We start from the raw sequence: 20,853 nt of genomic DNA, 5'->3' as shown, positions 1-20,853 counted from the left end.
GCTCGGCACGTGCAAGCACGGTGCAGGGCGCGGCTCGGCGCGGCAATGGCATGGATGGAACACATGCCCTGAAGTCTATAGACGACGGCCTTGCGCGCAAACCGGCTTCAACAAGTCGCACTGAAGTGTGGGCGTATTGGATTCAGGTCGACTGAGCTTCCGGATTCCCGAAGTCCCTCTCAGCCGGAGCCTGCTTCCATGCGTGCCGACGCGTCGCGATCATCCCGGGTCGACTTGGAGGGTCCAATGACTTCTTTGACTCTTTCGCTGGCCATGCTGGCCTTCGTTGTCACCCTCGCGGCGTGGCACGGTCACAGGCTTCGCAATGAGCCGCGCGACGTCGCCCTGCTGGCCGTGGCGGCCGCATTGCTGGGCAGCGGCTCAGTGGCGTCGGCCGTCGGTTGAGCCCATCGCCAAGCGGCGCTGCCGCCTGAGCGAACACTGCGAGCGGCAGTTCCTACTCTCAGGCCTCTCGCAGCGCCGTCGTCACCGGCAGCGACGCCGCCCGCACCGCGGGGAACAGCCCGCCGACGAAGCCGATGGCCAGCGCCCACTTGATGCCTTCCCACAGCAGGGCCGGCGACACGGCCAGGTTGAAGCTCAGCTTGCCGACCGAGCCGGCCGCCATCGTCGAGGCCTCGAAGCCGTTGAACAGCAGCCAGGCGATGAAGCCGCCGATCAAGCCGCCCACCAAGGCCAGCAGCGTGGTCTCCAGCATCACCGCGACGACCACCGGCAGGCCACGGAAGCCGATGGCGCGAAGCGTGGCGATCTCGCGGGCCCGGGCCGCGACGGCCGCGAACATCGTGTTGAGCGCGCCGAACACCGCACCCACCGCCATGATGGTGCCGACCGTGATGCCGATGATGCGCAGGATCTTGGTCATCTGCTCGGACTGCTTGGCGAAGAAGTCCAGCGTCGTGCTGGCCGTGACCTTGAGCTGCGGGTTGCCTTCCAGTGCGGCCTTGAAGTCCTTGAACGCGGCCGCGCTGGTCAGCTTGACGGTGGCCGAGTTGCGGCCGCTGCCGCGCTGGTAGGTGTCGTTGACGACATTGGCGTCGGCCCACAGCTCGGACTCCATCGCGTCGCCCGACGCGAAGATGCCCACCACCGTCCAGGGCTGGTTGCCCAGCTTGAGCGTGGCGCCCACCGTCAGGCCGGCGAACTGCCGCACCGCACCCTTGCCGACGACCAGCTCGCGCAGGCCCGGCTGGAATTGCCGCCCCTCGACGATCTTGACATTGGGTCGCACCGCGAACGCCGCGGCGCTGACGCCGCGCACCTGGGCGCTGCCTTCCTCGCCCGCCTTGGCGCTCTTGACCGGCAGGTTGGCGGCCACCACCGTTTCAGCCGAGACGATGGGCTCGCCCTTGTCGTTGCGCGCAATGCCGGGGGTCTGCTCGATCTGCACGATCTCCTCGCGGGTGAGCGACGAGGTCACCTCCGCGGCGGATGCGCCGCGCATGACGATGGCGGTGTCCTGGCTGCCCGAGTTGCGCAGCGTCTGCGCATAGCCCTCGGCCATCGCCAGCAGTGCCACCAGCACGCCGACGACGCCGGCGATGCCGACCACGATGACGGCCGATGACCCGAGCCGCTGGCTCAGCGTGCTGATGCCGACCGAGGTCACCGAGCGCGCCTGCGCACCGCTGCGGAACAGGAACAGCCACAGCGCCAGCAGCAGCACCAGCGCGATGGCGCCCTGCCAGGGCAGCATGACCCACGCAGCCAGCACGATCAGCGTCAGCAGGATGAGGCCCAGGTTCTTCAGGAACTTCATGGTCAGGCCCTCCCTGCGAGCGCGTCGGTGATGTTCAGCCGCATGGCGTTCATGGCCGGCAGCGCGCCGACGAGCAGGCCGAACAACAGCATCAGCCCGATGCCGATGGCCCAACTCGCCACGCCCGCCGCCGGAAGATTCAGGGCGCCATTGCTGGCCGCCCCGACGGCCGGGCCGATGACGCTGGCCAGAGCCAGCCCGATGCAGCCGCCGATGAACAGCAGCAGCACCGCCTCCGCCAGCACCATCGCCAGCACGCTCTGGCCCGAGAAGCCCAGCGTCTTCAGCACGGCGATCTCGCTGGTGCGTTCGCGCACCGCCTGCATCATGGTGTTGCCCGCCAGCAGCAGCAGCGTGAAGAACACGGCACCCATGATGGACGTGACGATGAGGTTGATGTCCGCCAGCTGCTTCATCCACGCGGCCGTGGCGGCCTGCTCGGTCAGCGTGCGGGTTTCGTGGTCGGAGTTGGCCGAGATGGCGTCGATGGCCTTGGCGATGCGGTCCGCCTGGTTCACGTCCGCCACCCGGGTCACGTACCAGCCGACCTTGCCCTGGTTCCACGGTGTCGTGTCGTCGAAGTACTTCCAGTTCAGCAGGAACATCTGGTCGAACCAACCGGCCGTCTTCTTGTCGGACACATGGATGAAGCCGACGATCTTGAACGGCCAGTTCTGGCTGCCGTTCTTGTCCGGGAAGATGGTGGACTGCATCGGAACTTGGTCGCCCACCTTCCAGCCGAAGCGCTTGGCCAGGCCCTCACCGACCAAGGCGCCGTCCTTGGTCTCGGCGAAGGCCTTGCGGTGCTCGGCCGAGACTTCCATCTCGGGATAGATGTCCAGGTAGTTGGACGCGACGGCGAAGCTGAAGACCTGGTTCTCCGGCTTTTGATAGGCGCCGCCGAACCAGTTGGCGAAGGTCGTGTCCTTGACGCCGTCGATCTGCGCGATGCGCGCGCCCAGCGACATCGGCAGCAGCTGGATGAAGCTGAGCTTGGCACCGGTCTGCAGGCGCTGCGCGCCGTTGGCGCTCTGGCCCGCCTGGTCGAAGCCGACGCGCACGGCGTCCAGCAGGCCGAACAGCAGGAAGGCCGTGATGATGGACACCAGGGTCAGGAAGGTCCGCAGCTTGCGCCTGAACAGCGCCGCCCAGATGAGGTGGAGGTATTTCATGGCGAGCTCCTGCCTTTCAGGCCATCGCTTCGGCGGCGGTCACCAGGGTGCCCTTGTCGAGGTGCAGCGTGTGGCTGGCGCGAGCCGCGGCGCGCGGGTCGTGTGTGACCATGACGATGGTCTTGCCGTGCTCGCGGTTGAGCGCCTGCAGCAGCGTCAGCACGTCCTCGGCGGACTGGCGGTCCAGGTCGCCGGTGGGTTCGTCGCAGACCAGCAGCGTGGGGTCGGACACGATGGCCCGCGCGATGGACACGCGCTGCTGCTGGCCGCCCGACAGCTCGGTGGGCTTGTGCGCGGCGCGGTCGGCCAGGCCGACCAGCTGCAGTGCGATGGCCGCGCGCTTCTTGCGCTCGGCGGCCGACAGCTTGGTCAGCAGCAGCGGCAGCTCGACGTTCTTCTGCGCCGACAACGTGGGCATCAGGTTGTAGAACTGGAACACGAAGCCGACGCGGGATGCACGCCACTTGGCCAGCGCCGCGCCGCCGAGCTGGTCGATGCGCTCCCCGCCCACGGTGATCGCGCCGCCGCTGGGTGCGTCCAGCCCGCCCATCAGGTTCAGCAGCGTGGTCTTGCCCGAGCCCGACGGCCCCATCAACGCGAGGAAATCGCCCTGCTGCACATCGAGGTCGATGTGGTGCAGCACCTCCACCTTCTGCTTGCCGCGCGTGTAGACCTTGGACAGATCGCGGACTTCGATCAAAGCGCTCATGCTCATTCCTTGGACGTGACGGTTGAACCCTGCTTCAGCTCGGCGGGTGGCGAGACGACGACGGTTTCACCCGCCTTGAGGCCGGCCGTGGCCAGCTTGAACTTGCCGACATCGGCACCCAGCTGGACCGCACGCTGCTCGGCGCGACCCTCTTGCACGACGAACACGACCGCGGCGCCATCGCGCTGGGCCACGGCATCCGGCGGCACCAGCACGCCAGGCACCGGCTTGACATCCGCCTTGGGCTGGGCGGCCAGGAAACTCACACGCACGCCCATGTCGGGCACGACACGCTCGTCCTTCTTCTCCAGCGCCACGCGCACCTTGACGGTCGCCTTGCCGCGGTCGGCGCTCGGGATGACGGCCACGACGTGCGCGGGGATCTTCCAGTCGGGGTAGGCGTCCAGCACCGCCTCGCAGGGCATGTCGGGCTTGACCTGGGCGATGTAGGCCTCGTTGACGTCCACGTTCACCTCCAGCGAGTCCATGTCGACGATGGTGCCCACGCCGGTGCGGGTGAAGCCGCCGCCGGCCGACAGCGGCGAGATGATCTCGCCCACCTGCGCCGCACGGGCCGTAACGACACCGTCGAACGGCGCGCGCACGGTGGCGTAGTCGAAGTTGACGCGCGCCTGGCGCACCTGGGCCTGGGCCACCTCCACCTGACGCTGCGCGGCGTCGATCTGGGCCTTGTAGGACTTCACGGCGGTGGCGGTCTGCTCCTGGCTCTGCCGCGTCGTCATGCCGCTGGCGGCCAGCTCGGCCTGCCGGCGCGCGTCGGCCTCGGCCTGCGCCAGCTGGGCGCGCAACTGTCCCGTCGAGGCCTCGGCACTGCGCACCTGGGCTTCGGCCGCGGCCATGCCGGCCTTCAGCCCCGTGTCGTCCAGCCGCGCGAGCACCTGGCCTTTCTTGACGCGGACACCCTCGTCGATCAGCACTTCGGTCAGCGTGCCGGTCATCTGGGCCGAGACGGTGGCCATGCGCCGCGCGGTCACGTAGCCCGTGGCCTGCAGCACGGCGTTGGCCGACGGCCCTTGCCCGTTGGCGCGCACGGTCGTCGTCTGCACGGCGATGGGCTTGTTGCCGGCCCAGTACCACCACGCCGCAGCGCCCGCCAGCGCCAGCGCGACGATGGCCGCCACCACACCCCACACCCACTTCGGCGGGCCACCGCCATGGTCGTCGCGTTGCGCACCCTCGATGCGCAGCTCCTTCAGCAATCCGGTATCGATGACTCGCTCCCTGAAAATGACTGCACCAGTTTGGAACCCGGGCGCATTGTGCACAGTCAGCGCTGTCAGGCGATCCCATTTTTCGATGGGCGGTCGCCAGCGCCCGCCAATCGACGGCTGGCAGGGATGAACGGCGGATCAGCTGGCCACGAGCCCGTTGCGGATTGCGTAGACCGTCAGTTCGGAGTTGTTGGTCAGGCCGAGCTTTTCCAGCACGCGGGCGCGGTAGACGCTGACCGTCTTCGGGCTGAGCATCAGCTCCTCGGCGATGTCCGACAGCCGTTTGCCCGAGGCGATCATCACCAGCGTCTGCAGCTCGCGGTCGGAGAGCTTGTGGTGCGCCTGCTCGGTGACGGGCGTGGTCAGGCTCTCCACCAGCATCTGCGCGATCTCGGGCGTCACGTACTTGCGGCCCTGGGCTACCGTGCGTACCGCCTGCACCAGCGTGGCGGGGTCGCCACCCTTGTTGACGTAGCCGTAGGCGCCGGCCTTCAGCGCGCGGATGGCGTACTGGTCCTCGGGGTACATGGAGACGATCAGCGTGCGCACCGCGGCGCCCTCGTCCTTGAGCACGTGCAGCACGTCCAGGCCGGAGCGGCCTGGCATGTTGATGTCCAGCACCAGCACGTCACAGGGGTTGTCCTTGCCCAGCTTGTGCAGCAGGCCGCGCAGCTCGGTGTAGTCGCCTGCCTCGCCGACGACCTCGATGTCCTGCGCATCGGCCAGCGTGTCACGGATGCCGCGACGGATCAGCGCATGGTCGTCGCAGAGGATGACGCGGATCATGCGCGGCCCCAGATGGAGTTGCCGATGTCCTTGCCGAAGTCGGTGGCGTCGTCCAGGGCGTCGATGGCATCCTGTGCCAGCGGCACGGTCAGGATGAGGCTGGTGCCGTGGCCGGGCGTGCTGCTGAGGTCCACCCAGCCGCCCACCGTCGCCGCCCGCTCGTGCAGGCCGCGGATGCCGAAGGAGCGCTCCTTGGCCAGGTCGCCGGCGGCGATGCCCTTGCCGTTGTCGCAGATCTCCAGCGTCAGCACGCCGGAGTCCAGGCTGAGCTCGATGCCGACCTTGGAGGCCTGTGAATGCTTGGATACATTGGTCAGCGCCTCCTGCGCCGTGCGATAGGCCACCAGCGGCACGCCCGGTGGGAGTGCCAGGCGCTCGTCGCCGACCCGCAGGCTGGCCTCGATGCCGGTGCGGCGCTCGAAACGCGCCGTCATCCACTGCAGCGCGGCCACCAGGCCTTGCTCCAGGATGGCCGGCCGCAGGTTGTGCATGATGCGCTGGCTGGCGTCGATGGCCGAGCTGACCGTCTCCAGCGCCGCGGCCACGCGCTGGCGCACCTCGGGCTCCTGGGCATGGCGGTCGATCCAGGCGAGGTCGAACTTGAGCGCGGTCAGCGAGCCGCCGACGTCGTCGTGGATCTCACGCGCGATCGCGGCGCGCTCCAGCTCGACGCTGGTCTGGAGATGGCCGGCCAGCTCGTGCAGCCGTTGCTTGGACTTGACCAGCTCATGGTCGGCCGCAGCGCGGGCGCGCTCGTTCTCGGCCGCTTCGATGGCGTGCAGCAGCGCGGGGGCCAGGCGGTTGAGGTTGTTCTTCAGCAGGTAGTCGGAAGCGCCGTTGCGCATGGCCGCCACCGCGGTGTCCTCGCCGATTTCACCGGAGACGAGGATGAAGGGCGTCGCCAGTTGGCGAGCCTTCACCGCCTCCAGCACCTGCAGGCCGGAGAAGCCGGGCAGGTTGAAGTCCGAGATGATGGCGTCCCAGGGGCGGTCCAGTGCCGCCAGCACAGCGGCAAAGGCGTCCAGGCGCTCCAGCTCCACCCGCAGCCCGGCCCGGCCGAGCTGTGCCAGGATGAGCTGATGGTCGAGCTCGGAGTCCTCGACATGCAGCACATGCAGGATGCGTGCTGCCTGCTCCACACCAGAAGTCGTCATGGGCACACAGTATGCCGCGCCCGACGCGCGGGCCTGGCGCCACACTCAACGCACTTCAGAGCGGTAATACGGCTCGTTCTCGACACATCTCCAGATCGACACCTGCCGAAAAACGGGTGAACATGCCATGATGTATTCGCCCTGAAACAATTGACAGGGCATCTGGACAAGAAGCGGCATCCCCTCGCGGAGACACGATGCAGACAGACCCCTCCACCGCCGACCTCGATGGCGCCATAGCGCCCATGCCACTGCTGGCGGCTGCGGAGCTGCAAGACCACCTGATGACGGTGACGAACGACCTGGAGCGCCTGCAGCGCCTGCTCGACGACGCCGGCGAAACCCTGTCCACGCATTTCTACAGCGCGTCCAACCAGGCCATGTCGCTGCTCAGCGGCACCGACGGCAGCCCCGTCTCGCAGGGGCTTCAACAGATCATGCAAGACATCGCCGGCGCCATCACCGCCCTGCAATTCCACGACATGGCGACACAGTTGATCGCCCACACCAGCCAGCGCCTGCGCAACTGCGCCGACCAACTGGCCCGCGACACCTTCGGCGCGGACGACGAGGACGGCGCCGCCGTCGTCGAGATCGCGCCGCTGCGCCCCAATCCCGTCACGCAGGACGAGATGGACGCGGGCTCCATCGAGCTTTTCTGAATCCCCCCGGTCCACTCGCCCCAGGCAAAAACGTTCTCTCGGAGAAAACTCAAATGCACTCAATCCTCGCTGTCGACGATTCGGCCTCGATGCGCCAGATGGTGGCTTTCACGCTCAAGAACGCCGGCTTCAACGTGGTGGAAGCGGTGGATGGACAGGACGCCTGGGAAAAGTCCGGCACGCGCGACTTCGACCTCGTGCTGACCGACCAGAACATGCCGCGCATGGACGGCATCAGCCTGACCAAGAAGCTGCGCGAGAACCCCAAGTTCAAGACCACGCCCATCCTGATCCTGACCACCGAGTCCAGCGACGCGATGAAGCAGGCCGGCCGCGCCGCGGGCGCCACCGGCTGGCTGGTCAAGCCTTTCGACCCGGCCAAGCTGATCGAAGTGATCGGCAAGGTCATCCGCTGAAGTAGCGCGTCAGGGGAACCAGCCATGGGTGACATGACCTCCGAAGGCGCCAGCATCAGTGCCGGCATCGATCTCAGCCAGTTCTACCAGGTCTTCTTCGAGGAGGCCGGCGAGAACCTCGACAACATGGAGCAGCTGCTGCTCAACGTGAACGTCGACGCGGCGGACGATGAAGAACTGAACGCCATCTTCCGCTGTGCCCACTCCATCAAGGGCGGCGCGGCAACCTTCGGCTTCAGCGACGTCGCCGAGCTGACCCACCAGATGGAGACGCTGCTGGACAAGCTGCGCCGCCACGAGCTGCAGCCCAACGCGGCGATGGTCGACGTGCTGCTGCAGTCCGGCGACGCGCTGCGCGCCCAGCTCGGCCGCCACCAGGGCTCCGGGGCCGACCCGTTCGACACCAGCGATCTGCTGGTCAGCATCAAGAGCTTCGTCGAAGGCGGCGGCGCGCCCGCGGCCGCCGCGCCCGCACCGGCACCCAAGGTGGCGGCCGCAGCCCCGGCGCCCTCGCCTGCACCTGATGCCCCTGCGACGCCCGCCAGGCCCGGCGCGCGCCTGCTGGAGCTGCAAGTCGGCCCGCTGACCGACCTGAGCCTGGCCGACAACCTGGTCGAGCTGTTCAAGGAGATCACCGACCTCGGCAACATCGAACCGCTCGACGCCGGCCAGAGCTCCGACGGCATGCGCCGCTTCAAGGTGCTGACCAGCTCGACCGACAACGACCTGCTGGACCTCTTCACCTTCCACGTCGCGCGCGAGCAGGTCAAGCTCATCCCCCTCGGCCCCGGCTTCGGTTTCTATGACGGCGCGCCCGGCGCGCCGCCCGCCGAAGCGCCGTCCAACGACCCCGGCTACGGCTTCTTCGACGACGCCCCCGGCCTGCCCGCCGATGCCGCACCGGAGCCCGCGCCGGCCGCCGATGCCGCCCCCGCTGCGGCGACCGCGGCCATCGTGCCGGCCCGCCCCGCCGTGCCCGCCAAGACCGAGGCCAAGCCGGCCGCCGGTGGCATGGACCAGACGACACTGCGCGTCTCCATCGAGAAGGTCGACCAGCTCATCAACCTCGTCGGGGAGCTCGTCATCACCCAGGCCATGCTGGCCCAGAACAGCCGCGAGCTGGACCCGGCGATGTACCAGCAGCTGACCTCCGGCCTGGCCGACCTGGAGCGCAACACGCGCGACCTGCAGGAATCGGTGATGTCGATCCGGATGATTCCGATGTCGACCGTCTTCAACCGCTTCCCGCGCATGCTGCGCGACCTGGCCGCCAAGCTCGGCAAGAAGGTCGAGCTGGTCACGCAAGGCGAAGCGACCGAGCTGGACAAGAGCCTGGTCGAGAAGATCACCGACCCGCTGACGCACCTGGTGCGCAACAGCTGCGACCACGGCATCGAGATGCCCGACGAGCGCACCGCACGCGGCAAGCCCGAGCAGGGCACCATCACCCTCGTCGCCTCGCACCAGGGCGGCAGCATCGTCATCGAGGTGCGCGACGACGGCCGCGGCCTGAACCGCGAGAAGCTGATCAAGAAGGCGCGCGAGAAGGGCATCGACGCGCCGGACAGCATGTCCGACGCCGAAGTCTGGAGCCTGATCTTCGCGCCCGGCTTCTCGACCGCGGACGTGGTCACGGATGTCTCCGGCCGCGGTGTCGGCATGGACGTCGTGAAGAAGAACATCACCTCGCTGGGCGGCACGGTCGAGATCGACTCTGCCGAGGGCTACGGCATGAAGGTGTCCGTGCGCCTGCCGCTGACGCTGGCCATCATGGACGGCATGAGCGTGGGCGTCGGCGACGAGTGCTACATCCTGCCGCTGTCGTCGGTCGTGGAGTCCTTCCAGGTGCAGTCCAACACCATCAAGACCGTCGCCGGCTCGGGCCGCGTCGTCGAGGTGCGCGACGAGTACATGCCAGTCATCGAGCTGGAGAAGGTCTTCGAGGTGCCGCGCTTCGACTTCGAGCATGTCAGCTCCATCATGGTCGTCGTCGAGGCCGAAGGCGGCCGCGTCGCACTGCTGGTGGACGAACTGCTCGGCCAGCAGCAGGTCGTCGTCAAGAACCTCGAAGCCAACTACCGCAAGGTCAACGACGTGTCGGGCGCCACCATCATGGGTGACGGCCGCGTGGCGCTGATCCTGGACGTCGGCAGCCTGGTGCGCCGTTCGCGCCACTGAAACCATTTCAACAAACACGGAAGAGGCCCCCATGGAAGCCAGCAACGTCCCAGCCCTGCGCCAGCAAGGTGCCGTCAGCGCCAAGGCCCACGGCCCCAAGAGCGGTGAATACCTGACCTTCCGCCTCGGCTCGGAGGAGTACGGCATCGACATCCTGAAGGTCCAGGAGATCCGCTCTTACGAGCAACCCACGCGCATCGCCAATGCGCCGGACTTCATCAAGGGCGTCGTCAACCTGCGCGGGGTCATCGTGCCCATCGTGGACCTGCGCCTGAAGCTGAACTGCCCGAGCGCCGAGTACAACAGCTTCACGGTCGTCATCGTGCTGAACGTGAAGAACCGCGTCGTCGGCGCCGTCGTCGACTCCGTCTCCGACGTGCTGGAACTCAACCGCGACGCGATCAAGCCCGCGCCGGAACTCAGCGCCGCCTCGGTGGACACAAGCTTCATCACCGGCATCGGTTCGGTCGGCGAACGCATGCTGATCCTGATGGACATCGAAGGCCTGATGAGCAGCGCCGAGATGGGCCTGATGGACGCGGCCGTCGCGGCCTGACGCCCGGCCGCCATTTCTTGAACGCATCCCCGCAATGCGGCGGGGCTTGCGCAGCCTTGCCCGCTTAGGTCCTTGGAGAGTCGCATGAGCCAGCCCGTCCACTCCATCGCCCGCCAGGTGTCGGTCACCGGTGCCGTCGCAGTCGCCGTGGTGCTGCTCGGCGTCAGCCTGGTCGTCGGCACGATGCTGAAACGCTCGACCAACGAACAGGCGCAGACCTGGGTCGGCGACAAGGCTGCCTCGCTCGTCGACGCCATGCAGGCGATGGACGACGTCGCGGCCAAACAGATCCAGCGCAGCTTCGGGTCATTTCGCCAGGAGTTCGGCCCCAGCTTTGCGCTGGACGAGGCCACCGGCGAGCTGCGCGACTGGGGTCCCAAGCTCAACGGCAACTTCACGCAGGTCGACAAGTTCACTGCCGTCACCGGCGGCGTGGCCACGGTGTTTGCGGCCAAGGGCGAGGATTTCGAGCGCATCACCACCTCGCTGAAGAACGAGAAGGGCGAGCGCGCCATGGGCACGCTGCTCGACAAGCAGGGCGCGGCCTACGCGGCCGTCAAGTCCGGCAAGCCCTACACCGGCCGCGCCACGCTGTTCGGCCGCGCCTACATGACGCACTACGAGCCGATCAAGAGCGACGCCGGCAAGGTTGTCGGCATCCTCTTCGTCGGCTACGACCTCGACGCGTTCGAAGCAGCCATGGACCGCATGGCTGCCAGCGCCAAGTTCTTCCAGCACGGCGGCACCTACATCGTCACGATGCCTAAGGACCCGGCCAAGGCCCAGCTCGCGGCCCACCCGAGCGCCAAGGGCAAGCTGCTGTCCAGCGTCGCGCCGGGTTTCGAGAAACTGCTGGCCGAGCAGACCGCCAGCACCGTCGTGCTGGACGATGTGCCGGATGTGCTCGGCAACGGCCAGGGCGACAACTTCGCCGTCGCGCGAAAGAGTGAGAAGACCGGCCATTGGGTGGTCGCCCAGGTCTCGCGCAGCGAGGCCGGCGCTGCCGGGCGCAACATGCTGTGGTTCTTCGGCGGCGCACTGGCGCTGACGGCCGTGGGGCTGGGCTTCGGGCTGATGTGGATGATGCGTCGCTGGGTCGCCCAGCCGCTGGCCTCGCTGCAACGCGCCGTGGGCGCCATCGCGGAGGGCGACCTCAGCCACCCCGTCAGCAGCAACCGCAACGACGAGATCGGCGCGCTGATCCAGGACACCGAAGCCATGCGCCAGCGCCTGGCCACGACGATAGGCACGGTGCGCAACTCGGTCGACAGCATCGGCACGGCCAGCACCGAGATCGCCACCGGCAACCTGGACCTCAGCCAGCGCACCGAACAGACCGCCAGCAACCTGCAGAACGCCGCCTCGTCGATGAGCCAGCTGACCGGTACGGTGCGCCAGACGGCCGACTCGGCCCGCACCGCCAACCAGCTGGTGCAGTCCGCCGTGTCCGCCGCCACGCGCGGCGGCGAGGTGGTCGGCCAGGTCGTCACGACGATGGACGAGATCAATGCGGCCAGCAAGAAGATCGCCGACATCATCGGCACCATCGACGGCATCGCCTTCCAGACCAACATCCTGGCGCTGAATGCCGCGGTGGAAGCGGCACGTGCCGGCGAGCAGGGGCGCGGCTTCGCGGTCGTCGCGGGCGAAGTGCGCTCGCTGGCGGGCCGCAGCGCCGACGCCGCCAAGGAGATCAAGGCGTTGATCGGCAACAGCGTCGAGCGCGTCGACAACGGCGCCCGCCTGGTGCAGGCGGCCGGCACGACGATGGGCGACATCGTCTCCAGCGTGCAGCGCGTGCAGGACATCATCGGCGAGATCAGCTCGGCCGCCAGCGAGCAGAGCGAGGGCATCGCCTCGGTCAACACCTCGGTCGTGCAGTTGGACCAGATGACGCAGCAGAACGCCGCGCTCGTGGAAGAGTCCGCCGCGGCGGCCGAGAGCCTGAAGGAGCAGGCGCAGCGCCTGGTCGAGGCCGTCGCGGTGTTCCGCGTGGCAGGCAGCGAGCCCCGGCGCGCCGCGCCCGCGTTTGCCGCCCCGCCCAAGCCCGCTCCCGTCGTGCCGCGCTCGCCCGCAGCAGCCAAGGCAGTGACGGCAGCGCGCCCTGCCCCACCGGCCGCCAGGCCCTCGCCCGCGGCCGCGCCGCGGCCGGCACCGGCGCCCACGCCCGCGGCCACCGCCAGTACCGACGAAGGCGATTGGGAGACCTTCTGAACGTAAAAAAGGCCCGCTGATCGCGGGCCTTGCTTTATCGGGGCGCGGGCGTCAGACGCGTTCCGCCACCCAGCCCGCGACGCTGGCCAGCGCCGCCGCCACGCCGGCCGGCTGGGTGCCGCCGGCCATGGCCAGGTCGGGCTTGCCGCCGCCCTTGCCGCCGACCTGCTGCGCCACGAAGTTGACCAGCTCGCCGGCCTTCACCTTGCCCACGCTGTCGGCGGTCACGCCGGCCGCGATCTGGACCTTGTCGCCATCCACGGCGGCCAGCACGATGGCCGCCGTCTTGAGCTTGTCCTTGAGCTTGTCCATGGTCTCGCGCAGCGTCTTGGCGTCGGCGCCTTCGAGCTTCGCGGCCAGCACCTTCAGGCCCTTGACGTCGACGGCCTGGCCCATCAGCTCGTCGCCCTGGGCAGACGCCAGCTTGCTCTTGGCCGCGGCGAGTTCCTTCTCCAGCGCCTTGACCTGGTCCAGCACGGCATGCAGGCGGCCTTCCAGCTCGGCGGGCGCGGTCTTGAGCGTCTGTGCGGCGGACTGCACGGTGGCTTCCAACTGCTGCAGGTAGGCCAGCGCGTTGTCGCCGGTGACGGCCTCGACGCGGCGGATGCCGGCGGCCACGCCGCCCTCGGCCACGATCTTGAACAGGCCGATGTCGCCGGTCGCCTTCACGTGGGTGCCGCCGCAAAGTTCCTTGGAGGAGCCGATGGACAGCACGCGCACGTTGTCGCCGTATTTCTCGCCGAACAGCATCATCGCGCCCGACTTCTGCGCGTCCTCCAGCGCCATGACCTGCGCATTCGCGCCGGCGTTGCCGAGGATCTCGGCATTGACGATGGCCTCGATCTCCTTGATCTGCTCGGCGGTCATCGGCGCGTTGTGCGCGAAATCGAAGCGCGTGCGCTCGGCGTTCACCAGCGAGCCCTTCTGCTGCACATGCGCGCCCAGCACCTCGCGCAGCGCCTTGTGCATCAGGTGGGTGGCGCTGTGGTTCCGCACGGTCTTGGCACGGCGCTCGGCGTCGACGCGGGCGGTGAAGACGTCGCCCACCTTGACCGAGCCTTCCACCACCTGGCCGTGGTGACCGAACACGTCGGCCTGGATCTTCAGCGTGTCGGCGACGACGACGCGCGTCGTGCCGTTGCGCAGCTCGCCGGCGTCGCCCACCTGGCCGCCGCTCTCGGCGTAGAAGGGCGTGTGGTCCAGCACGATGACGGCGTCGTCGCCGGCTTGCGCCTGGTCGACCTGCGCGCCGTCGACGTAGATGGCCGTGACCTTGGCGGCCTCGACGACGAGGTCGTCATAGCCATGGAACTCGGTCGGCGCGCCGCTGTAGGCCAGGCCTTGCGCCATCTTGAACTTGCCGGCGGCGCGGGCGCGGTTCTTCTGCTCTTCGAGCAGCTCGTTGAAGCGCGCCTCGTCCACGGACACGCCGCGCTCGCGGCAGACATCGGCGGTCAGGTCGACCGGGAAGCCGTAGGTGTCGTGCAGCTTGAAGGCCGTGTCGCCGTCGACGTTGCCGCCTTTGGCGAGCGCTGCTTCGAGGATCTCCATGCCGGTCGCGATGGTCTGGAAGAAGCGCTCTTCCTCCTGCTTCAGCACGTCCGTCACACGGGCCTGGCCGGTGCGGATCTCGGGATAGGCATCGCCCATCTCGGCGGCCAGCGCGGCGACCAGCTTGTGGAAGAACGGCGTGCGTGCGCCCAGCTTGTAGCCGTGGCGGATGGCGCGGCGGGCGATGCGGCGCAGCACATAGCCGCGGCCGGCGTTGCCGGGGATGACGCCGTCGACGACGGTGAACGAGCAGGCGCGGATGTGGTCGGCAATGACCTTCAGCGACGGGCTCGTGGCATCGCAGTCGCCACCGCCGGCGGCGTCCACCGCCGACTTGGCGGCGGCGAGCAGGTTCACGAAGGTGTCGATCTCGTAGTTGGAATGCACGTGCTGCAGCACGGCCGCCAGGCGCTCCAGGCCCATGCCGGTGTCCACGCTCGGCTTGGGTAGCGGGTGCATCACGCCGTCTTCAGTCCGGTTGAACTGCATGAAGACGTTGTTCCAGATCTCGATGTAGCGGTCGCCGTCCTGCTCGGCCGAACCCGGGGGGCCGCCAGCCACGTCGGGGCCGTGGTCGTAGAAGATCTCGGTGCAGGGGCCGCAGGGACCCGTGTCGCCCATCATCCAGAAGTTGTCGGACATGTAGCGCGCGCCCTTGTTGTCGCCGATGCGCACGATGCGCTCGGCGGGCACGCCCACGGTCTTGTTCCAGATGTCGTAGGCCTCGTCGTCTTCCTCATAGACGGTGACCCAGAGCTTGTCGGCCGGCAGCTTGAAGTGCACTGTCAGCAGCTCCCACGCGTAACTGATCGCGTCCTTCTTGAAGTAGTCGCCGAAGCTGAAGTTGCCCAGCATCTCGAAGAAGGTGTGGTGGCGGGCGGTGTAGCCGACGTTGTCCAGGTCGTTGTGCTTGCCGCCGGCGCGGATGCACTTCTGGCTGGTCGTCGCGCGCGTGTAGGCGCGCTTGTCGAAGCCCAGGAACACGTCCTTGAACTGGTTCATGCCCGCGTTCGTGAACAGCAGCGTCGGGTCGTCGCCCGGCACGACAGGGCTGGACGCGACGATCTGGTGTCCTTTCGACTCGAAGAACTTCAGAAACGTCTGGCGGATCTCGGCGGCTTTCATCCCGGGGCTTCCTGGAAAGAGTCAGTGACAAAGAGGGGCGATTGTAGGGAGAGGGCTTTACCTGCCGGCAGTAGAGTGCCGGGCAATTCGACTGGAGATCCCCGATGGACGCGAATTCCCCGCTGGACGCGCTGGACAACCCCGGCCTGCTGCGCACCCAGGCGCTGATCAACGGCGATTGGGTGGGCGCCGCCGCCACCTTCGCGGTGACCGACCCCGCCACCGGCCGCGAGCTGGCCCAGGTGCCCAACCTCGGCCGCGCCGAAGCGCAGGAGGCCATCGCCGCCGCCGCCAACGCGCTGAACGCATGGCGCAGCAAACCCGCCAAGGAGCGCGCCGCCGTGCTGGTGCGCTGGCAGCAGCTGCTCGTCAAGCACGCCGACGACCTGGCCCGGCTGATGACGGCCGAGCAGGGCAAGCCGCTGGCCGAGGCGCGCGGCGAGGTCGTCTACGGCGCCAGCTTCCTCGACTGGTTTGCCGAGGAAGGCAAACGCGTCTACGGCGAGACCATCCCCACCACCGACCCGACCAAGCGCTACCTGGTGCTCAAGCAGGCCGTCGGCGTCTGCGCAGCCATCACGCCGTGGAACTTCCCGCTGGCGATGATCACCCGCAAGGTGGCGCCGGCGCTTGCCGCCGGCTGCACCGTCATCATCAAGCCGGCCGAGGCCACGCCGCTGACGGCACTCGCCGCAGCCGAGCTGGCCCAGCAGGCCGGCATGCCATCGGGCGTGCTGAACGTGTTGACGGCGGACGCGGCCCAGTCCATCGAGATCGGCCAGGTGCTGTGCGAGAGCGACGTGGTGCGGCACCTGTCCTTCACCGGCTCCACGGAGGTCGGCCGCATCCTGATGAAACAGTGCGCGCCGACGGTCAAGAAGCTCAGCCTGGAGCTGGGCGGCAACGCGCCCTTCATCGTCTTCGACGACGCCGACCTCGACTCCGCGGTGGAGGGCGCGCTGGCCAGCAAGTACCGCAACGCCGGCCAGACCTGCGTCTGCGCCAACCGCATCTACGTGCAGGCGGGCGTGTACGAGGCGTTCCTGGAGAAACTTTCGGCCAAGGTGGCGACGCTGAAGACCGGCAACGGCTTCGAGAGCGGCGTCAACGTCGGCCCGCTGATCGACGAGGCCGCCTTGCAGAAGGTGGAGGCCCACGTGGCCGACGCGATCGCGCTGGGCGCCAAGCTGCTGGCCGGCGGCAAGCGGCTGGCGACGGAAGCCGGCAACTTCTTCGAGCCCACGCTGCTGGCCGACGCCACGCCGCAGATGCTGTGCTCGCGCGAGGAAACCTTCGGCCCGGTCGCGCCGGTGTTCAAGTTCCAGACCGAGGCGGAGGCCATCACGCTGGCCAACTCGACGGAATTCGGCCTGGCCAGCTACTTCTACAGCCGCGACATCGGCCGCATCTTCCGCGTCGGCGAGGCGCTGGAGTACGGCATGGTGGGCGTCAACACCGGGCTGATCTCGACGGCCGAGGTGCCGTTCGGCGGCGTCAAGCAGTCGGGCCTCGGGCGCGAGGGCGGGCGGCAGGGCATCGAGGACTATGTGGAGGTCAAGTACCTCTGCCTGGGAGACATCCAGAAGTAGCAGTCGTCCTGCGCTCGGCACAAAAAAGGGGCCCTTGTGGGGCCCCTTTGCTTTGGCAGAGTCGCCGATGAGGCGGTCCTGCCAGTTGCTCTTTGCGATCAGAACTCGTACTTGGCCGTGATCTGCATGGCCCACTGCGATTCGCCACGGGTCTGCTTGGTCGTGTAGTCGGTCGGGTCGTTGACCGAATAAATCATCTTGCCCGTCGTCGCATCGATACCGGCGTAGTTGATCCAGCGGCGGGTGTTGCCACCGGTACCGAAGGCGACTTCGTCGACGCGGCCCCAGCGCTTGTTGACCAGATTACCGAAGTTCAGGATGTCCAGCGTCAGCGTGCCCTTCTGCTTGCCGAAGATGCCCGGGACTTCCTGGCTCACGCGCACGTCGAAGCTGTTGGTGAACTTCGAGTAGGACGTGTTGCGGCCGACCACGCCGCCCTTGCTGTCGCGCAGGCCCTTGTTGTTGTTGACGATCTCCCAGAACTTCGCCTCGGCGGCAGCGGCAGTCTGCTGCTGATAGGCAGTAAGCGCCGCGGACTGCTGAGCGGCCGGCAAGCCAGTGATGGCCGTACCGTTGACGGGCGAGCGGAACAGCACTTCACCCGAGCCGGGGGCCTTGGGGATGTAGAGCAGGTCGTTACCCGCCACGCCGTCCCCGTTCACGTCGTTGTTGAAGGTCCAGCTGTAGGGCCTGCCTTCGCGGCCTTCGTAGACAACGCCCAGCGTCGTCTTGTACTTGCCGAAGAAGGCCTTCGAGAAGTTCATCTGAGCCGAGAAGCGATCGCGGATCATCGTGGCCGAGTTGGCGGCGACTTCCTCGTTCGGATTGAAGACCGCGCGGTTCAGCCAGCCGGAATTGGCCGTCGAGGAGGTCAGGCCGCTGACTTCCGTTGCGCGGGTGCGGGTGTAGGCCACACCCCAACCGAAGCCGCCGCGGTTCGGGCCAGACAGCGACAAGGTCAGCACGTCGCCGCTGCCCTTGCTGGTGTTCTTCAGCACCGTGACGTTGTTGTACAGCTGGTTGTTCAGCGCCTTGGTTTGGCGACCGCAGGTCGTCGGGCTGGAATCGTTGCCGCCCGCGTAGCACAGCGGGTTGCGGCCGGCGGCGTTGTAGTACATCTCGCGACCATCGATCGGCGACGTCGAGGTGACGGGGCCGAGGTTCAGGTACTGGTAGTACAGACCCTTGTCGACTTCGGTGTGCAGCCATTCGGCGCCAGCCACCAGGCCGTACCACGGCAGTTCCTTGTCCAGCGCAAGGTTCATCTTCCAGACCGTCGGCTGCTTCACACCCGGGGCGACGAAGTCGACGTTGGCCGCCGGCGGATTGGTGGCAGGTAGCGGAGGTTGATTGCTCGGATCGGCGGAGAACTGGATCGTCGAGCAGGCGACGGTGCCGCTGCCGCAGGACAGGTTGGCCGTCGTGACCCCGGTGTTCTGGTACGGGTTGGTCAACCAGACCGACGCCGCGGAGCCCATGAACAGACCCACGCCGCCGCGAAGCTGCGTCTTGAGGTTGTCGACCGGGTCAAACTGGTAGTTGAAGCCAAAGCGCGGCTGCACGATCTTCTGGCCGTCCAGCGTGTAGCTGTTGTCGTAGCCAAAACCGCCACCCGCACGACCGTTCGCGAGGATGGTCGGGGCGCCTGATGCGCCCGAGTTGAACTTCGGCTTGTCGTCCGTCTGCAACATGTCCACGCGCAGGCCGCCGACAAAGCTCAGCTTCTTGCTGACCTTCCAGGTGTCCTGAAGGAAGACACCGATGTTGGACAGCGTCCAGTTTGCCGCACCGTCCTGCAGCGTGCTGCCGGCCAGCGGCATCTGCGCTTGGTAGGACGACGGCACGCCGGTGGCCCATTGCGCGACCGGATCGCTGCTGCTGAAGGTGTAGGTACCCTTGGTGTTCTGCAGGAAGGCGTTGAAGATCTGGTTGCGTTCGATATCGACGCCGGCCTTGATCTCGTGGTTGTCCAGGAACAGGTTGCCGGCGAAGAAGCCGTTGAACGTCTTGGTATGCAGGCTGTTGAAATGGCGGCTCTGCTCGGTACCGAAGACCAACGAGCGATTCCCGGTAGCGGAGCCCGCCGGTGCAGGCGTCGTCCAGGACAGCGTGACCTGCGGCAGGTTGCTGTTGTTCTTCGGGTCGCTCTTGTAATCGCGCTGCGACAGCTTCAGTTCGGTCGAGAAGTTGTCCGTCCAGTCGGCGAACCACTGGCCCACCACGGTCTCCAGCGTCTTGCTCTGGGTATACCAGTTGGACGACAACGCCAGCTGGTTGGCGGTGAAGTTCGGGAAGATGGGGTTGTCTTCGGTGGACTTCGTGTAGCGGACGTTGACCTTGTGGTTGTCGCTGACGTTCCAGTCGAGCTTCAGCAGGGTGTCCTTGGCGATCAGGTCGACGCCCGTGGGAATGCTCAAGCCGCCGATGTCAATCTTGTAGAGGCTGGATGCAAGATCCTGTGCCGCCTTGATCTGTGCCTCGGTGATGCCCACGTTGACACTGTCCGTGCCCATCGGGCCGAAGGCCGGCACGGAGCGGCTGCTCTTCAGCTCTTCGTAGCTGGCAAAGAAGAACAGCTTGTCTTTGATGATGGGGCCGCCGAGGGTGAAGCCCTTCAGGTCTTCCATGAATCCCGGCGTGCGGAAGGTGACGTTGCGCACGCGGTCATAACGGTCACCGCTGAGCTTTTCATCGCGATAGGCGTAATAGACGCTGCCGGCAAACTCATTGGTACCCGACTTCGTCACCGCATTGATGTTGGCGCCGGTGTAGCCCTGTTGCGTGACGTCGTAGTTGGAGATATTGACCTGGACCGCCTGGATGGCGTCGATGGAAATCGGCTGCTTCAGCGTCGGCAGGCCGTTCAGTTCCAGACCGAAGGTGTCGTTGACCTTCACGCCGTCGATCGTGACCGTGTTGAAACGTCCGTTCTGGCCGGCGACGGAGATTTCGCCATTGCCCTTGTCGGTTTGGACGACACGCGGGTCGGTGCGGGCGTAGTCCTGGAGGCTGCGCGAGATCGATGCGTACGCGGCGAGTTCGTCGCGACCAAGGCTGGTGCCCGCGCCCATGGCCGTGCTGTCGAACTTGCTGGCGGTAGCACGGCCGGTGGTGACGACGGTTTCCAGCACATTGGCGCTGCGGACGCGCAGTTCAAGATTGAGCGCCTCAGCAAGCGCCAAGTAAATGTCGTTCTGCACTTCACGCTCGCTACCCTTGACGGCGGTGACCGTGTAGGGGCCGCCGACGCGCAGGCCACGCGCCGAGAAGCGACCGTCGGCATCGGTCGTGAGGGTGTTGGTCGAACCCGATTCCCGGTGCAAGACAGTCACCGAAGCGCCGGCCAACGGCTTGCCATCGGTACCCAACACCTGGCCGCTGATCGCCGCCGTCGTGTTCTGCGCCATCACCGGCGCTGCAGCCACGATGGCCACGGCGGCGCAGAGCGCCGAAAGCGGGAATCCGGACCCAAACCTGTTGCTCATCCCAATCACTCCTGTTGTGCGCGCAGCAGACGCGCGGCTGGTATCGAAATCGTCACGGCGCCGTCATGTGACGGCGCGCGGTTGCGTTGGCGCGATCTCCAGAAGAGGCGCGGGGCGCAACGGTGACGGAATTGTCATGACTTTCTGTGACAGAACTTTACGGGTAAGTCAGAAGTGGCCCGTTTCAAACAGCCGGCGCCTCACCAAGGCACTACGCCAGTGCATCGCGCCATGCGGCTGCCTC

At 67.2% G+C, this 20,853-nt stretch carries 15 protein-coding genes; 7 read left to right on the top strand and 8 right to left on the bottom strand.

The window, feature by feature from the left end; all coding sequences use genetic code 11:
• Positions 1 to 246: 246 nt before the first annotated feature.
• Entirely contained in the window at positions 247 to 405 is a 159-nt protein-coding gene (locus ASD35_RS27150; protein WP_157275505.1) for a hypothetical protein, read from the top strand.
• Between the two features lie 58 nt (positions 406 to 463).
• Here ASD35_RS27150 and ASD35_RS11470 read toward each other — a convergent pair whose 3' ends face one another.
• The 6 genes from ASD35_RS11470 to ASD35_RS11445 all read right to left on the bottom strand — a co-directional run bounded on the left by ASD35_RS11470 (position 464) and on the right by ASD35_RS11445 (position 6,833).
• Positions 464 to 1,780, bottom strand: coding sequence for an ABC transporter permease (locus tag ASD35_RS11470; RefSeq protein WP_056875069.1), 1,317 nt, complete (start codon positions 1,778 to 1,780; stop codon positions 464 to 466).
• A 2-nt stretch (positions 1,781 to 1,782) separates the two neighbouring features.
• Complete coding sequence (locus tag ASD35_RS11465; RefSeq protein WP_056875068.1) at positions 1,783 to 2,952, bottom strand: ABC transporter permease; 1,170 nt, start codon at positions 2,950 to 2,952, stop codon at positions 1,783 to 1,785.
• Between the two features lie 16 nt (positions 2,953 to 2,968).
• Entirely contained in the window at positions 2,969 to 3,667 is a 699-nt protein-coding gene (locus tag ASD35_RS11460; RefSeq protein ID WP_235538315.1) for an ABC transporter ATP-binding protein, read from the bottom strand.
• Complete coding sequence (locus ASD35_RS11455; RefSeq protein ID WP_200956037.1) at positions 3,664 to 4,881, bottom strand: efflux RND transporter periplasmic adaptor subunit; 1,218 nt, start codon at positions 4,879 to 4,881, stop codon at positions 3,664 to 3,666. Before ASD35_RS11455 ends, ASD35_RS11460 begins: the two co-directional genes overlap by 4 nt.
• 150 nt (positions 4,882 to 5,031) lie before the next feature.
• Complete coding sequence (locus ASD35_RS11450; RefSeq protein ID WP_056875066.1) at positions 5,032 to 5,679, bottom strand: response regulator transcription factor; 648 nt, start codon at positions 5,677 to 5,679, stop codon at positions 5,032 to 5,034.
• The gene (locus tag ASD35_RS11445) at positions 5,676 to 6,833 is read right to left on the bottom strand and encodes a response regulator (protein WP_056875065.1); all 1,158 of its coding nucleotides are present in this window, start codon (positions 6,831 to 6,833) and stop codon (positions 5,676 to 5,678) included. The genes ASD35_RS11450 and ASD35_RS11445 overlap by 4 nt, the downstream gene beginning before the upstream one ends.
• Positions 6,834 to 7,030: 197 nt before the next feature.
• Here ASD35_RS11445 and ASD35_RS11440 point away from each other — a divergent pair, with 197 nt between their 5' ends.
• The 5 genes from ASD35_RS11440 (at position 7,031) to ASD35_RS11420 (ending at position 12,859) form a co-directional block, all read left to right on the top strand.
• Positions 7,031 to 7,495, top strand: a complete 465-nt coding sequence (locus ASD35_RS11440) for a hypothetical protein (protein WP_056875064.1) — start codon at positions 7,031 to 7,033, stop codon at positions 7,493 to 7,495.
• Between the two features lie 53 nt (positions 7,496 to 7,548).
• A complete protein-coding gene (locus ASD35_RS11435; RefSeq protein WP_056875063.1) occupies positions 7,549 to 7,911 on the top strand; it encodes a response regulator in 363 nt (120 codons plus the stop codon).
• A 24-nt stretch (positions 7,912 to 7,935) separates the two neighbouring features.
• Positions 7,936 to 10,089 (top strand): chemotaxis protein CheA, encoded by a 2,154-nt coding sequence (locus ASD35_RS11430; protein ID WP_056875062.1) that lies wholly within the window; start codon positions 7,936 to 7,938, stop codon positions 10,087 to 10,089.
• 31 nt (positions 10,090 to 10,120) lie between these two features.
• Complete coding sequence (locus ASD35_RS11425) at positions 10,121 to 10,645, top strand: chemotaxis protein CheW (protein ID WP_056875061.1); 525 nt, start codon at positions 10,121 to 10,123, stop codon at positions 10,643 to 10,645.
• Between the two features lie 84 nt (positions 10,646 to 10,729).
• The gene (locus ASD35_RS11420; RefSeq protein ID WP_082580095.1) at positions 10,730 to 12,859 is read left to right on the top strand and encodes a Cache 3/Cache 2 fusion domain-containing protein; all 2,130 of its coding nucleotides are present in this window, start codon (positions 10,730 to 10,732) and stop codon (positions 12,857 to 12,859) included.
• A 51-nt stretch (positions 12,860 to 12,910) separates the two neighbouring features.
• Here the strand turns inward: ASD35_RS11420 and alaS are convergent, their stop codons facing one another.
• Positions 12,911 to 15,535, bottom strand: a complete 2,625-nt coding sequence (gene alaS / locus ASD35_RS11415) for an alanine--tRNA ligase (protein ID WP_056875060.1) — start codon at positions 15,533 to 15,535, stop codon at positions 12,911 to 12,913.
• 104 nt (positions 15,536 to 15,639) lie between these two features.
• Between alaS and ASD35_RS11410 the strand changes: the two genes are divergently transcribed.
• The gene (locus tag ASD35_RS11410) at positions 15,640 to 17,124 is read left to right on the top strand and encodes an NAD-dependent succinate-semialdehyde dehydrogenase (protein WP_056875059.1); all 1,485 of its coding nucleotides are present in this window, start codon (positions 15,640 to 15,642) and stop codon (positions 17,122 to 17,124) included.
• Positions 17,125 to 17,222: 98 nt separating this feature from the next.
• On the opposite strand, the gene ASD35_RS11405 is transcribed toward ASD35_RS11410, so the two are convergent.
• Positions 17,223 to 20,609, bottom strand: coding sequence for a TonB-dependent receptor (locus ASD35_RS11405; protein WP_056875058.1), 3,387 nt, complete (start codon positions 20,607 to 20,609; stop codon positions 17,223 to 17,225).
• Between the last annotated feature and the right edge of the window lie 244 nt (positions 20,610 to 20,853).

This window comes from Pelomonas sp. Root1444, assembly GCF_001426885.1.
In the GTDB taxonomy this organism is placed as follows: Bacteria; Pseudomonadota; Gammaproteobacteria; order Burkholderiales; family Burkholderiaceae_C; genus Pelomonas.
This window is presented reverse-complemented; position numbering and strand designations above follow the sequence as displayed.

Bases quoted from the DNA above. Each gene is read 5' to 3' on its own strand.
- alaS (WP_056875060.1), bottom strand. From the start codon at position 15,535: ATGAAAGCCGCCGAGATCCGCCAGACGTTTCTGAAGTTCTTCGAGTCG.
- ASD35_RS11430 (WP_056875062.1), top strand. From the start codon at position 7,936: ATGGGTGACATGACCTCCGAAGGCGCCAGCATCAGTGCCGGCATCGAT.
- ASD35_RS11410 (WP_056875059.1), top strand. From the start codon at position 15,640: ATGGACGCGAATTCCCCGCTGGACGCGCTGGACAACCCCGGCCTGCTG.
- ASD35_RS11445 (WP_056875065.1), bottom strand. From the start codon at position 6,833: ATGACGACTTCTGGTGTGGAGCAGGCAGCACGCATCCTGCATGTGCTG.
- ASD35_RS11450 (WP_056875066.1), bottom strand. From the start codon at position 5,679: ATGATCCGCGTCATCCTCTGCGACGACCATGCGCTGATCCGTCGCGGC.
- ASD35_RS11420 (WP_082580095.1), top strand. From the start codon at position 10,730: ATGAGCCAGCCCGTCCACTCCATCGCCCGCCAGGTGTCGGTCACCGGT.
- ASD35_RS11465 (WP_056875068.1), bottom strand. From the start codon at position 2,952: ATGAAATACCTCCACCTCATCTGGGCGGCGCTGTTCAGGCGCAAGCTG.
- ASD35_RS11470 (WP_056875069.1), bottom strand. From the start codon at position 1,780: ATGAAGTTCCTGAAGAACCTGGGCCTCATCCTGCTGACGCTGATCGTG.
- ASD35_RS11440 (WP_056875064.1), top strand. From the start codon at position 7,031: ATGCAGACAGACCCCTCCACCGCCGACCTCGATGGCGCCATAGCGCCC.
- ASD35_RS11460 (WP_235538315.1), bottom strand. From the start codon at position 3,667: ATGAGCATGAGCGCTTTGATCGAAGTCCGCGATCTGTCCAAGGTCTAC.
- ASD35_RS11405 (WP_056875058.1), bottom strand. From the start codon at position 20,609: ATGAGCAACAGGTTTGGGTCCGGATTCCCGCTTTCGGCGCTCTGCGCC.
- ASD35_RS11435 (WP_056875063.1), top strand. From the start codon at position 7,549: ATGCACTCAATCCTCGCTGTCGACGATTCGGCCTCGATGCGCCAGATG.
- ASD35_RS11425 (WP_056875061.1), top strand. From the start codon at position 10,121: ATGGAAGCCAGCAACGTCCCAGCCCTGCGCCAGCAAGGTGCCGTCAGC.
- ASD35_RS27150 (WP_157275505.1), top strand. From the start codon at position 247: ATGACTTCTTTGACTCTTTCGCTGGCCATGCTGGCCTTCGTTGTCACC.